This is a genomic window from Actinacidiphila epipremni, from assembly GCF_012034175.1.
Lineage (GTDB): Bacteria > Actinomycetota > Actinomycetes > Streptomycetales > Streptomycetaceae > Actinacidiphila > Actinacidiphila epipremni.
This window is the reverse complement of the sequence record NZ_JAATEJ010000022.1, coordinates 34,255-48,368: the sequence shown is the minus strand read 5'-3', so window position 1 is coordinate 48,368 and position 14,114 is coordinate 34,255. Positions and strand designations below refer to the sequence as shown.

Here is a 14,114-nt window from a genome sequence, read left to right as displayed (position 1 = left end):
CCCGACGCAGACGCCGGCGTCGGGTACGACATCTCCGCCGCCGGACGTCGGCGGTGGCCCGGGCGGGATCACCGGGTGGATCACCAAGGGCATCAACGCCGCGATCGGCGCCTTCTTCAAGACCATCATCACCGCGGCTCTGAATCCCTTGCTGAAGCTGCTCGGCGACACCCTGTTGGCGACGCCCAGCCTGTCGTCGCTGCCCCGGGTGGGGGAGTTGTGGCAGAACTCGTGGCAGATCGTGCTGGCCGTCTACGCCATCCTCATCGCGGTGGCCGGTGTCGTGCTGATGTCGTACGAATCGCTGCAGAGCCGGTATTCGATCAAGGAGATCGCTCCGCGCATTCCGGTCGGGTTCCTGGCCGCGGGGCTGTCGTTGTTCCTGGCGGGCAAGGCCGTCGACCTGGCCAACGCGCTGTCGCACGCGGTGATGGGTGCCGGCGCGGACGGCGAAGGCGCCGGGACGACACTGGCGACCTTCGTGCTGACCAGCTTCGTACCCGGTGCGGACCTCTTTACCGACATCATGTGGGTCGTCGTCATCGGCGTGCTGGTGGCGCTGCTGCTGACCTACGTCGTACGGGTCGCGCTGACGGTGATCCTCGTCGCCGGCGCGCCCCTGTGCCTGATGTGCCACGCCACGCCGTACACCGAGGGGATCGCCCGCTGGTGGTGGCGGACGTTCGGCGGGGTGCTGGCGATCCAGGTAGCGCAGTCGCTGACCCTGATCACCGGCATCCGGGTCTTCCTCAACTCCGGCGGCCTCGCGGGTAAGGGGCTGTTCGGCGGGGCGTCGAGCGGGCTGATCAACCTGTTGGTGACGCTCGCGCTGACGTACATCCTGTTCAAGATCCCGTTCTGGATCCTGGGATCGGTGCGGGTCAGCCCCGGCCGGTCGTTCGTTGGGCGGGCGGCGAGGGCGTACCTGATGTACCAGACGCTGGGGATGCTGCGCGGTGCCGGCGGCGCGGGGGCCGCTGCCCGCGGCGGACGGCAGGGTACGGCGATGGCCGGCGCGGGTGCCCTGCCGCCGGCTGCCCGGCGGCAGGGCGGAGGGGCTACACCTGCGGGCGCGCGGCGGCTTGTAGGAGCGAACCCGGCCCTTCCCGCGGCGCGCCGACAGCCTCCCGGGCCGCCGGTCTTCCTGCCGCCGAGGCCTGGCTCGCCGGCCCCTGCCGGTAGGCCGCGCCAGGCAGCCGGGCCGCCGCCGATGCCGACGTTCCAAGCCCCGAGCGCCCCCGGGCCGGCTGCCTCAGCGCCGAGTCCGCCGCAGCCGCCGGGCATGCCGACGTTCCAGGCGCCGGGAGCCGCGCCAAGAGTCCGCCCGGCAGCCCGGCCGGCCGGTCCACCTCCGCGGCAGCCGCACTTCCAGTCGCCCGCACCGACGCCGCCCGTCCGGCCCCGGCGAGCGACGACGCCACCTCCGCCTGCGACTTTCCAAGCACCGACCCTCAAACGGCCTCAGACAGCTGCCACACCCTCCACCCGAACGCGGACGCCCGTACGTGCCCGTCCGCCGGCGCCGCTGCCACCCCCGACCCGCCGTAACGGAGGACCGTCCGGAGGTGATCGCCAGTGAGCCAGCCCGTACGCATCCCGGCCGACGTCGACCGTGAGGACACCGTGCTGGCCAACCTCACCGCACGCCAGCTGCTCATCCTCGCCGTCACCGGCATCGTCCTCTACGCCTTCTGGTCGGTGAGCCGGAGCTTCGTCCCGCCGGCCGTGTTCCTGCTGGGGGCGGTTCCGCTCTCCGGCGCCGCGGCCTTTCTGGCCCTCGGGCGCCGCGACGGACTGCCCATGGACCGGTTGGTGCTTGCGGCGGGACGGCAACGCATCTCCCCGCGCCTGCGGATTGCCGCCGCTGAGGGCACCGACCCGGCCCCGGCCTGGCTCGCCTCCCGGATCAGCTCGGGGGCTGAGCACGCCGCCGGCCGAGCCGCAGCCGGGGCGCCGAGCCTGCCGGTCACCGGAGTGAGCGAGGCCGGAGTCATCGACCTCGGCGCCGACGGCCTGGCAGCAGTCGCCGCTTGCGGAACGGTGAACTTCGCGCTCCGGACGCCGACCGAACAGGAAGCCCTCGTCGCAGCCTTCGGCCGCTACCTGCATTCGCTCACCGCGCCGGTCCAGGTCCTGGTCAGGACCGAGCGGCTGGACCTGTCCTCGCAGATCGCAGAACTCCTCGCGCAGGCACCCGGATTGCCGCACCCGGCTCTGGAGGACGCAGCACGCGCCCATGCCGATTACCTTGCCGAGCTGGGCCGTTCCTCGGTTCTTCTGCGCCGCCAGGTCCTGCTCGTACTGCGCGAGCCGCTGGGGGCAGCCGAGCCCGTCGACGGCCTGGGCGGCGCCTCTCCGCTGGGTGCGCTTGCGCAACTGCGGGCAGCCCGCCGCTCCGGACCGGTCACGGACGCCGTGCGGCGGGCGGCGGAGAACCGCCTGGCCCGGCGCCTTGGCGAAGCGGCCGAGCTGCTGGGCCCGACCGGCATCACCGTCACGCCGCTGGATGCCTCCCAGGCCGCTGCCGTGCTCGCGAGCGCCTGCAACCCGGACAGCTTCCTCCCGCCCTCGTCGGCCCTGGCCGCGCCGGGAGACGTCATCACCGGGGCCTCCGCTTGGTCGACGAATCAGACGCCGGAGGCCGAGGACGACTGGAGCCGGCCGTGACGAAGATGCCCCGCACCCCGGTGCGGAAACGCGCTCGCAGCACGCACAAGTCCCCCGACGCCGCGAGCGCCTTCGCCCCGGACACGCTCGCCGTCGCGCCCCGCCACCTGGAGGTCGGCACTGACCATGTCGCCTCCTTCGCCGTCACCGGCTACCCGCGCGAGGTCCACCCGGGCTGGCTGCAGCCGCTGCTGACGTATCCCGGTCGGGTCGACGTTGCGCTGCACATCGGACCCATCGACCCCGTCACGGCGGCGAACCGTCTCAAGCGCCAACTGGCCAAGATGGAGTCCGGCCGCCGGCACACCCAGGAGCACGGCCGACTGCTGGACCCGCACGTCGAAGCGGCGACCGAGGACGCCTACGAGCTGTCCGCCTGGGTGGCCCGCGGCGAAGGAAAGCTCTACCGGGTCGGGCTCTATCTCACCGTCCACGCCGCCACCGCCGACGCCCTGACCGACGAGGTCACCGCCGTGCGCTCGCTCGCCGCGAGCCTGCTGATGGACGCCAAGCCGACCACGTACCGAAGCCTGCAGGGCTGGATCACCTGCCTGCCCCTCGGCCTGGATCCGATCCGGATGCGCCGCACCTTCGACACCGCCGCCCTGGCCGCGAGCTTCCCCTTCACCAACCCCGACCTGCCGCCGCCCGACCCGGCCAGCATGACCGCTCCGAGCGGTGTGCTCTACGGCTACAACATCGGCTCGCAGGGCCTGGTCCACTGGGACCGCTTCGCGCTGGACAACCACAACTCCGTCGTCCTGGGCCGTTCCGGCGCCGGAAAGTCCTATCTGGTCAAGCTCGAACTCCTCCGCTCGCTCTACCGCGGCGTCGAGGTCCACGTCATCGATCCGGAAGACGAGTACGCCCGGCTGGCCATCGCGGTCGGCGGTACGCACATCCGACTCGGTGACCAAAGCGTACGCATCAACCCCTTCGACCTGCCCCTGCACACCCGGCCCGATGGCCGCCGCGGCGCACCGCGCGACGCACTCCTGCGCCGGTCCCTGTTCCTGCACACCGCCCTTGCCGTCCTGCTGGGCACGGAACTGGCTCCCGGCGAGCGGGCCGTCCTGGACCGCGCGATCACCGCGACCTACCAGCGCGCCGGGATCACCGCCGATCCGCGCACCTGGGCCCGGCAGGCCCCGCTGCTCGCCGACCTCGCCGACGTCCTGAGCCGAGCCCAGGACCGTACCGCCCACGACCTGGCTGCCCGCCTGCACCCATACGTCGAAGGCGCGTTCTCCGGCCTGTTCGACGTGCCCACCACCACCCGCCCCGAGGGGCATCTCGTGGTGTTCTCCCTGCGCGACCTGGCCGACGAGCTCAAACCCATCGGCACCCTGCTGACCCTCGACGCGGTCTGGCGGCAAGTCTCCAACCCCGCGCTGCGCCGCCCGCGCCTGGTCGTCGTCGACGAGGCGTGGCTGCTGATGAAGGAGCCTGCCGGCGCCGACTTCCTGTTCCGCATGGCCAAGGCGAGCCGCAAGCGCTGGGCCGGACTGACCGTCGCCACCCAGGACACCGCGGACGTCCTCGGCTCCGACCTCGGCAAAGCAGTTGTCGCCAACGCAGCCACCCAGATCCTGCTGCGGCAGGCGCCACAGGCGATCGACGAGATCACCGCGACCTTCAACCTGTCCGACGGCGAGCGCCAGTTCCTGCTCTCCGCCGGTCGAGGCCAGGGACTGCTGTCCACCGGCACACAACGCGTCGCCTTCCAGGCCATCGCCTCGCCCGCCGAACACGCCCTCGTCACCACCGACCCCGCCGAACTGGCCGCCTACGACGTCGACTCGGGGGAGGTGGACGACTTCGCCCTCGACCCCGAGGGAGGCGCCGCCGACTCGTACGACCTCGGACCGGACGACGACGGTTACGTCGACCTCGGCCCCGGCTGACCGCGCCAGCGGTCCCCCGACCCCCGTATCACTGCTGCGAAGGGCTCACCATGCCTCCAGCACCGCCCACTTCCCCCCGAGGACGTCCGCTACGGCTCCTGACGCAGAACCGCGAAATGCGTGCGATCGGCGTCTGGAACTGGACGCTGCCGGCCTGGGCCGGCCGGCTGCCGGACGGGCGTACGTACAACACCTGCCCGTCCGCAGGTATTTGCCGCCAGGCCTGCTATGCCCTCCACGGCACCTACCGCTGGCCGCAGGTCCTCGCCAAGCACCACGCCAACCTCGCCTTCGTTCTCGACGACCTGGCCGGGTGGGAGCGCGCCATGACCGCCGAACTCGACGCTCGTCGCTTCCACGGCACGTGGGTGCGCATCCACGACAGCGGCGACTTCTTCTCCGACGCCTACCTGCTGGCCTGGCTGCGCATCATGCGCAACCGAGGCAGGACCAACTTCTACGCGTACACCAAGGAAGTTCGCCGCTTCCGCAAGCAGGTGGAGCCCGACCCGCCCGACAACTTCCTGTGGGTGTACAGCTTCGGCGGCACCCAGGACACCTCGTTGGACGACACCCGCGACCGGGTCGCCGACGTGTTCCCCGACGAGCAGGCGATCCGGGACGCGGGCTGGAACTCCCAGGAGGCCAGCGACCTCCTGGCCGTCCTCGGGCCGCGGCTGGTGGGCATCCCGGCGAACCGCATCCCGCACTACCTCAAGCGCCTTGGCAACAGGACGTTCCGTTCCTGGCAGGCGGAAGTCGAGGCCGAGCGCCGGGCGCGACGCGACGAGGGCGGGCGGAGGGCCTCAGGGCGCTCGACTCCCGCAGCACCCGCACCGTGCCGACGTGCCGCCTGACCGCCGAGGAGCCGACATGCTGATCACGGCGGCCCCTTCTCCGCTGGGCCGCTTCCTTCTCGACCCGACCGGCGCACTGCACGACCTCCGGCAGCACGCGGTGATGGCGGCGGCTGCATGGGCGCCGGTCGCCGTCCCGGCGCTCGCTGTCGCCGTCGGCTCCGCTGCATGGGGTCGGTACCGGTGGCGCCGAAGGCTTCGCCACCACCTGACCGCCGACGCCCGACTGGTGAGCATCCTTCCCCCGCCCGGAGCCGACCCGGCCGGTGCCACAACGCTGTGGGCCAATCTGCTGGGCCTGCTCCGCCCGGCCTGGCGCCGCTACTGGACGGGGCAGCCGCACCTGGCCTGGGAATACGTCTTCGACCGCGAGACCATCCGCATCCGCATGTGGGTTCCGGGTGTCGTCCCGCCCGGCATGGTCGAGCGCGCGATCGAAGCCGCTTGGCCTGGCGCCCGTACGCGTACGGCACCTGCCGCCGTCTCCTGGACGGCCGCTGCCCTGCTGGAGACAGCCGGCGGCGAGCTGCGACTCGCGCGGAGCGAGGCGCTGCCCATCCGTACGGACTTCCCTGCCGACCCGATCCGCGCACTGCTCGGCGCACCGGCCGGGCTGGGCGTGACGGAGCGGGCCATCGTGCAGGTCCTTGCGCGGCCGGTCACCGGCCACCGGGTGAAGAAGGCGCGACGAGCGGCCCGGCGTTCCCGCGGCGGCTCCCCTGGTCCGGCCGGCCGGCTGCTGGGCCTGCTCACTCCCGGCCCGCCGCGGGGCAGCCGGCCCTCCGTCCCGCCGCCCGACCGGCGGAGCGCGCTCGCGGCCTCCGCCGAAGACCGGGCCGTCGTGGCGAAGGAACGCGGGGCGTCGTACGAAACCCGGGTCCGCTACGCGATCAGCGCCGCTGCGCCCGTGGCGCTGAGCCCCGACAAGCGGGCCGCCCTCCGCAACAATCTGCGGGGCCGCGCCCACGCCATGGCTGCCGCGTTCGCGGTGTACACCGAGCACAACCACTACCGCCGTGTCCGGCTGCGCCACCCCGAGCTCCGCATCGACGAACGCCGGCTCGACCACGGCGACTTGCTGTCCGTCCCCGAGCTGGCCGCGCTCGCCCACCTGCCCTGGGACGACGCCGTGCCCGCCCTGCAACGCGCCGGCGCCCGAGCGGTCCCTCCTCCGCCGGGCGTGCCGACCACCGGCCCGGACATCCGCCCCATCGGAGTCACCGACTCCGGCCACTCCCGACCGGTCGGTCTGCGCGTCCCGGACGCACGCCAACACCTGCACGTCCTCGGTGCCACCGGCTCCGGCAAGTCCGAACTGCTGGCCCGCATGATCCTCGCGGACGCCGCGGCGGGCCGCGGGCTGGTCGTCGTCGACCCCAAAGGCGACCTGATCACGGACATCCTGATGCGGCTGCCCGAGGAAGTCGGCGACAAGGTGATCCTCTTCGACGCCGGCAGCAAAGCCCGCCCGCCCGTTCTCAACCCGCTGCAGGGAGACGACGCCGCCGCCACCGTCGACAACCTCGTGTCGATCTTCTCCCGCGTCTACTCCGCGTCCTGGGGACCGCGCACCGACGACATTCTGCGGGCCGGGCTGCTCACCCTGCGTGCCCTGCCCGGCATCCCGCTGCTCAGCGACCTACCCCAACTGCTGACGGTCCCCGCCTTCCGGCAACGGGCCACCGCCCAGATCCACGACGACATCCTGCGCGGCTTCTGGACCTGGTACGACGACCTGTCCGCCCCGGCTCGCTCCCAGGTCACCGCGCCACTGATGAACAAGCTCCGCGGCTTCCTGCTCCGCCCCTTCGTCCGCGCCGCACTGGCCGGCGGACCCTCCACGGTGAACATGGACGAGGTCCTCAACGGCGGTATCTGCCTGGTCCGTATCGCCAAAGACGCACTCGGCACCGAGACCGCCCACCTGATGGGCTCCATCGTCGTCGCAGCCACCTGGCAGGCAGCGACCCGCCGCGCCCACATTCCCCAGAGCCGACGCCACGACGCGGGCCTCTACCTCGACGAAGCCCACAACTTCCTCAACCTCCCCTACGCCCTGGAGGACATGCTCGCCGAAGCCCGCGCCTACCGGCTGGCAATGACCCTGGCCCACCAGCACCTTCGGCAGCTGCCGAAGGAACTCGAAGAGGGCGTCAGCACCAATGCCCGCACCAAGATCTTCTTCAACGCCTCCCCGGAGGACGCCCACCGCCTCGCCCGGCACACCGAACCCCGGCTGACCGGGCACGACCTGTCCAACCTCGACGCCTTCCACGCCGTCGTACGTCCCGTCCTGCACGGCGCCGAGGCTCCCGCCTTCACAGCGGTCACCGAAAAGCTCCCGCCGCCCGTTCCGGGCCGGGCCCGCCGTATCCGCGCCGCCGCCCGCCGCAACGCCCTGCCCGCGGCCGGCCCGGCGGGGCAGCCGGCCCAGTCCACCGCGGACCCCCGCCGTACGACCTGACCCTCGCCGGAGGCGAACCCACTCGTGATCACCAACCCCACCCCGCAACGCGCCCTCCGCGCCCACCGGCCCCCACGCCTCAGCCCCCGTACCGCGGCCACCGCCGAAAACCTCGCCCGCCTGGCGCCCCGCCTCACCGCCCGGGACCGCTGGCTGACCCGCATGCTCCACGAGCACAAGGTCCTCACCAGCGCCCAGATCGCCGCCATGGCATGGCCGTCGCTCCGCTCGGCGAACGCGCGGCTGCGCGAGTTGTTCACCTGGCGCGTCATCGACCGCTTCCAGCCCTACGCGGCCATCGGCACGGCCCCCATGCACTACGTGCTGGACGCCGCGGGCGCCGCGATCCTCGCCCACGAGGACGGCCTCGACCCGCGCGACCTCGGCTACCGCCACGAGCGCGCCATCGGCATCGCCCATTCACTGCGCCTGGCCCACACCGTCGGGACGAACGAGTTCTTCACCACCCTGATCGCCGACGCCCGGCGCGCCGGCAACCGCCGGCTGACCACCTGGTGGTCCGAGGCCCGCTGCACCCGCCACTTCGGCGACATCGTCCGCCCCGACGCGTACGCCCGCTGGCGGGAGGGCAGCGCCGGCATCGAGTGGTTCCTCGAATACGATCTCGCCACCGAACGGCCGGACCGCGTCGCCGCGAAGCTTCCGGCCTACGACAAGCTCGCCACCACCACCGGTATCATCACCCCGGTCCTGATCTGGCTCCCCACCGTCCGACGTGAGGCCGCGGTCCGCCGCGCTGTGAGCGCGACACTGGCCGAGCTCGACCATCCCGCACAGGTTCCCGTCGCCACCGCGTCCGCTGACCACCTCACGGTCGACGACGGCCTGGCCGGGGCGCACTGGCTGCCTCTACGCACCTACGGGGCGGCGCCCGGCCGTGTGCGCCTCGTCCAACTTCCCGCTGCGTGGCCGCAGATCGCGCCGATCGACGGCACGGCCACGGCAGTCGAGCCCGACCACGGCGAACTCCTGCCCCCGCCGCCGATGCCCCCGTCGGCTTCCCTACGAGCCGGGAATTGAGCCCATGGCGAAGGCGACTGCCGCCGTCCTGGCCTGCCTCACCCTCCTCATGGCGCTCGCCGCCGCCGGGACCGCCTCCCTGCTCTCGCCCTTCACCGGAACGACGAGCATGGCCAGTGCCACCGCGCTGTCCGACATCCCACCCGACTACCTCACCCTCTACATCGACGCCGCCCAGACCTGCCCGGGGCTGGACTGGACCGTCCTCGCGGCCATCGGCAAGGTCGAGAGCGACCACGGCCGCTCGGACCTCCCTGGCGTCCGGGCCGGGGCCAACCACGCGGGCGCGGAAGGCCCGATGCAGTTCCTTCCGGCCACCTTCACCACCGTGACCAGCCGCCCGCCGGGAAGTCCCGCGCCTTCCCCGTACGATCCCCACGACGCGATCTACGCCGCGGCCACCTACCTCTGCCGCTCCGGCGCACCCACCGACATCCACAGGGCCGTCTACGCCTACAACCACGCCGAGTGGTACGTCTCCCAGGTCCTCACCCAGGCCGCGCTCTACGCCAGCCCCGGCAGCCTCGGCGCCACCACGGACCCGGCCCCGGCGGCCCTCGAAGCCATCAACTACGCCCAAGGCCAACTCGGCCTCCCCTACGAGTGGGGCGGCACCGGCCCCACCCACGGCGACGCCGGCTTCGACTGCTCCGGCCTCACCCAAGCCGCCTACACCGCCGCCGGCATCCCTCTCCCCCGCACCGCCCAAGCCCAGTACAACCGCGGCCCCCTGGTCCCCCCGGGACAGCCCCTGCGCCCGGGCGACCTCGTCTTCTACGGCACCCCCACCCACATCCACCACGTCGGCCTCTACATCGGCGGGGGCCAAATGATCGACGCCCCGCACACCGGCGCAACCATCCGCATCGAGCCGTACCACTACCCCGGCGACGACTACGCCGGCGCGACGCGACCCACCGCCGCGACCGAAATGGCCCGGGCCTGACCGGGTAGCCGACGGGACAACCTTCGTTCGCGCGGAGAGGACCCACCCCACCACCGTCAGGACACCCCCATGGCCGGGACACCTCCGCTCGCGCGGAGAGGACTCCGGCGGGACCAGCGGCGCCCACGCGCGCCGCGGGACACCTCCGTTCGCGCGGAGAGGACGGCTCGGACAGCACGATCGCCCATGCCCACAACGGGACACCTCCGCCCGCGCGGAGAGGACCGCCACGCACCGAACCCCCGCGGACGCGACGGCGGGACACCTCCGCTCGCGCGGAGAGGACCGTGGGGCTGCCCACGTCGATTGCGCTCACGGCGGGACACCTCCGCTCGCGCGGAGAGGACGCACAGCGCTGCGGTGGGTGGCCATGGGTCGGGGTTCCTTCCGGGACACCTCCGCTCGCGCGGAGAGGACCCACGACGCTTGAATACCTGACGTGGCGGATGCGGGACACCTCCGCTCGCGCGGAGAGGACGCGGGCCGACGTCCTGCGGGCCGCCGGATGAACGGGACACCTCCGCTCGCGCGGAGAGGACTGGTGCTGGGGTAGTTAGCGGCGGACCTGGAGCGGGACACCTCCGCTCGCGCGGAGAGGACGCCGCCGCGGGCGTATTCGGCGAGGATGCGGGCGGGACACCTCCGCTCGCGCGGAGAGGACACCCACGAGCGCGCCATGTACGACCCCGCCGACGGGACACCTCCGCTCGCGCGGAGAGGACCAGCCCGAAGCCGGCGCCCCCGAAGACCCCGGCGGGACACCTCCGCTCGCGCGGAGAGGACCGTCCGACGGGGCCGCGCGCGGCAGGCTCGGCCGGGACACCTCCGCTCGCGCGGAGAGGACGGGCACGGCGCCCTGACGCTGCTGTGGGTGGCCGGGACACCTCCGCTCGCGCGGAGAGGACGCCGCAGCTGCCCGTCGCAGTAACGGGATGCGCCGGGACACCTCCGCTCGCGCGGAGAGGACGTCTCTCACTCCTGACGGAAAACTGGGACTCGGGGGACACCTCCGCTCGCGCGGAGAGGACTCTTCCTGACCTGCGGCGTTAGAGAGGGTTTGCAACTTCTTTGCGGTTGGGGTTGTCGGGGTCCGGCAGGTGATCGGACCAACGCAAGGCTTCCGTGCGCACGAAGGCGAGTATAGGGCGAGGAGTAAGGGCTTAGGGATGTTTGTGCAGGTCAGGCTGGATTGTCGGAGGGGGGTGATAGCAGTGGAGCCATGGAAGCGAATGTGGCCGGCGCGGCGCCGGGGGACAGTGTGGACTGCCGGATGTGGGGCAAGGCGCAGGGCTTGCCGCGGGTGTACCCGGTGGTGTGTCACATGCTGGATTCCGCCGCAGTGTTCGCTGCGCTCTGGGACGGTGTCCTGGGGCCGGGGATGCGCTCGCGGATTGCGGCGGCACTCGGGCTGGGTGAGGCGGACGCGCGGGCGGTGGCGGCCTTCTGGGCGGGGCTGCACGATTTGGGGAAGATCTCTCCGCCGTTCCAGGTGAAGGTGCCGGAGGAGTTCGCGAAGCTGCAGCAGGAGGCAGCCTACGCATTCGCTCGTGGAGCCGAGCGTGAGGTGGAGTTCCGGCACGAAGTGGCCACGCACTGGGCACTGGCCGGGCTGTTGGCAGAAGCGGGCTATCCCGCCGGGACCGGCAACATGCTGCTGAGAGCGGTGAGTCACCAGATCGCCCAGTTGTTGGGCGGCCATCACGGAGTCGTGGGTTCGGCGCTCAGCCGCCACAAGGTGGCGCAGGCCTCGGGGTACCAGCCGGGGCTCGGCGGCAAGGGCTGGGCCGATCAGCGGCGCGCACACTTCCAAGAGTTGCGCCGGGTCACCGGCGGGACAGCGGTACCGGACGGATTGCTCCCCGCCGAGTTGGCTGTGGTCATCCTCGGGCTGGTGGTTCTCGCCGACTGGCTTGCCAGCAGTACGCAGCACATCCTCACGTTGCTTCCCGCGCACGGGTGGCGCGGTGCACCGGAGGAGTTGGACGCGCACTGGAAGCTGACGAACGCCGCTGCCGCTGACCTGGTGCGTAATGCGCGGATAGGGCGAGTGACGTTCGATGCCCAGGCGTTCGGTGAGATGTTCCCTTTCCCGCCCAACCCGCTCCAGCAGGACATCGCCGACCACCTGCCCCACCTCGTTGCCGGACGCTCCGGGGGGCTGGTCCTGGTCACCGCTCCCACCGGCGACGGCAAGACGGAGGCCGCCCTGCACGCGACGTCCGTCCTCGGCCGAGCTTCCGGCGCACGCGGCCTGTACTTCGCGCTGCCCACCATGGCGACCGCTGACGGTATGTTCCCGCGCGTACGGCAATTCGCCGGAAAGGCACTCGGCGGTGAACGCGCCCTGGCCCTCGTGCACTCCATGGCATGGCTGAGCCCCTTGTACGCCGCTCCCGACGGCCCTGTCGTCGGCGCTTTCGCCACGGGGCCGGAGGATCCGGACCTGAGCGCCCAAGACGCCGCTCTGGCGATCAGTGCGGACGACCCCACCACCTTGGAGGCCAATGCCTGGCTGCGCAGTCCCCGCCGCGCGCTGTTGGCGCCCCTGGGTGTGGGCACCATCGACCAAGCGCTCGCCGGAGTCCTCCCACTGCGCCACAACGCCCTGCGCCTGTTCGGCCTCAGCGACAAGGTGTTCGTCGTCGACGAGGCGCACGCCTACGGGCCCTGGATGCACCAACTGCTGACGACCCTGCTCGAATGGCTTGGCGCCTTCCGCGCCCCGGTCGTGCTGCTGTCAGCCACCCTGACCGGCCGCACGGCGACATCACTGGTCGATGCGTACCGTCGCGGAGCAGGATTCACGGAGCCGACACAGCTCACGCCCTGCTACCCCGGTTGGCTCTATGTCGACGCCGAGACCGGTGCCACGTGCACACCGCGCCACAACCCCAGTAACCGCGAACGTGTACTTGACGTCGAACTGCACCGGGTTCGCTGGGACGCCCTGGCCGATCCATCTGCTCCCCCGCGGTCGGGGGGACGCCGGGGCGAACTCCGGGCGCTGCTGCGTCCGGTTGCCGAAGACGGCGGCACCGCTTTGGTGTGCTGCACCACCGTGGCCGAGGCGCAGAACACCTACCGCGACCTGCTCGCCGCCTTTCCTGATCTCGCCGCGACCGAAGGAGGAATCCGACTTCTCCACTCCCGCTATCCCGCCTACCTCCGCCAGCGCATCAGCGCCGCATGCGAGGTCGCCTACGGCAAACCGGACCCCGACGCAGAACCCCCCACCCATCCGCGTCCCGCATCGATCCTGGTCGCCACGCAGGTGGTGGAGCAGTCGCTCGACCTGGACTTCGACCTCATCATCAGCGACCTCGCCCCGCTGGCACAGCTTCTCCAGCGCGCCGGCCGCGCCCGCCGCCATGCCCGCGGGCCGGCAGGACGCCCGGCCTGGGCGAGCAACGAGGCACGACCCCAACTCGTCGTACTGGAACCGGTCAACGACGAAGACCGCACCACGCCATCTCCCACATGGGGGGCGGTCTACCACCACTCACTCCTCATCCGCACCGCCCACCTACTTCGGTCGCGGACCGGCGGCATCCACGTGCCCGGCGACGTACAGGAAATCGTCGACGCGGTCTACGCCGAGGAGTTCGTCGACCACCTGGACGACAGCGCACAGGCCGAACTCCGAGCCAAGGACGCCGAGTTCCGCGCCCAGGAGCACGCCGCCTCCCACATGGCCGAGGTCGCCACCATCCCCCGCCCCGCCGACATCGACGGCAACCTCCACGCGCTCAGCCGCCGGGAGGCCGGCATCACCGAGGAACTCCTGACGACGCGCCTGGGCGCCGACACCGGACGCTTGCTGTGCCTGTACGAGCAGCCCGACGGCACGCTGACCCTCGACCCGGACGGCACCACCCCGCTGCCCAAAGGCACCTCGCGCGAGGAACTGACGCAGATCGTCTCGCACGTCGCCCCGGTGCCCGGAGACTGGCTCAGGGGCGACAGCGAGCAGGGCCTGGTTCCGACGACATGGCGCAAGCACACCCTGCTGCGAGACCTCGTACCACTCCGCATGCGGCCGGAGGGCGCTGGGGCGTGGGCGGGGCGGCACAGCACAAAGACCATCGTGGCCTCGGAGGAGGTCGGCCTTGAAGCGCCGTGACCGAGTTGCCATCTCCCCTACCGTTGCTGGCGGGTCACCTCCGCTCGCGCGGAGCGCGCCGACATCGCGTCGGCTGTCACCAGGAAGTCTGGATGCTCCTCCGCTCTCGCGGAGC

The 14,114-nt window shown here is 71.9% G+C and carries 8 protein-coding genes and 1 CRISPR repeat array; all 8 genes read left to right on the top strand.

Annotated features, from left to right (window positions below):
* The first annotated feature begins 148 nt into the window (after positions 1 to 148).
* The 8 genes from HCN08_RS24300 (at position 149) to HCN08_RS24265 (ending at position 13,999) form a co-directional block, all read left to right on the top strand.
* Positions 149 to 1,579, top strand: a complete 1,431-nt coding sequence (locus HCN08_RS24300) for a hypothetical protein (protein ID WP_167985362.1) — start codon at positions 149 to 151, stop codon at positions 1,577 to 1,579.
* Complete coding sequence (locus HCN08_RS24295) at positions 1,576 to 2,667, top strand: PrgI family protein (protein WP_167985361.1); 1,092 nt, start codon at positions 1,576 to 1,578, stop codon at positions 2,665 to 2,667. Before HCN08_RS24300 ends, HCN08_RS24295 begins: the two co-directional genes overlap by 4 nt.
* A gap of 5 nt (positions 2,668 to 2,672) precedes the next feature.
* Positions 2,673 to 4,571, top strand: a complete 1,899-nt coding sequence (locus HCN08_RS24290; protein ID WP_167985442.1) for a VirB4 family type IV secretion system protein — start codon at positions 2,673 to 2,675, stop codon at positions 4,569 to 4,571.
* A 50-nt stretch (positions 4,572 to 4,621) separates the two neighbouring features.
* A complete protein-coding gene (locus HCN08_RS24285; RefSeq protein ID WP_167985360.1) occupies positions 4,622 to 5,428 on the top strand; it encodes a GP88 family protein in 807 nt (268 codons plus the stop codon).
* A gap of 16 nt (positions 5,429 to 5,444) precedes the next feature.
* Positions 5,445 to 7,892 (top strand): helicase HerA domain-containing protein, encoded by a 2,448-nt coding sequence (locus HCN08_RS24280; protein ID WP_167985359.1) that lies wholly within the window; start codon positions 5,445 to 5,447, stop codon positions 7,890 to 7,892.
* Positions 7,893 to 7,916: 24 nt separating this feature from the next.
* Entirely contained in the window at positions 7,917 to 8,933 is a 1,017-nt protein-coding gene (locus HCN08_RS24275; protein ID WP_167985358.1) for a replication-relaxation family protein, read from the top strand.
* A gap of 4 nt (positions 8,934 to 8,937) precedes the next feature.
* Entirely contained in the window at positions 8,938 to 9,879 is a 942-nt protein-coding gene (locus tag HCN08_RS24270; protein ID WP_167985357.1) for a C40 family peptidase, read from the top strand.
* A gap of 74 nt (positions 9,880 to 9,953) precedes the next feature.
* Positions 9,954 to 10,907: a CRISPR direct-repeat array (repeat unit 29 nt; unit sequence CGGGACACCTCCGCTCGCGCGGAGAGGAC).
* 191 nt (positions 10,908 to 11,098) lie between these two features.
* Positions 11,099 to 13,999, top strand: a complete 2,901-nt coding sequence (locus tag HCN08_RS24265) for a CRISPR-associated endonuclease Cas3'' (RefSeq protein WP_167985356.1) — start codon at positions 11,099 to 11,101, stop codon at positions 13,997 to 13,999.
* Positions 14,000 to 14,114 lie beyond the last annotated feature (115 nt).

Bases quoted from the DNA above. Each gene is read 5' to 3' on its own strand.
- HCN08_RS24290 (WP_167985442.1), top strand. From the start codon at position 2,673: ATGCCCCGCACCCCGGTGCGGAAACGCGCTCGCAGCACGCACAAGTCC.
- HCN08_RS24285 (WP_167985360.1), top strand. From the start codon at position 4,622: ATGCCTCCAGCACCGCCCACTTCCCCCCGAGGACGTCCGCTACGGCTC.
- HCN08_RS24280 (WP_167985359.1), top strand. From the start codon at position 5,445: ATGCTGATCACGGCGGCCCCTTCTCCGCTGGGCCGCTTCCTTCTCGAC.
- HCN08_RS24270 (WP_167985357.1), top strand. From the start codon at position 8,938: ATGGCGAAGGCGACTGCCGCCGTCCTGGCCTGCCTCACCCTCCTCATG.
- HCN08_RS24265 (WP_167985356.1), top strand. From the start codon at position 11,099: ATGGAAGCGAATGTGGCCGGCGCGGCGCCGGGGGACAGTGTGGACTGC.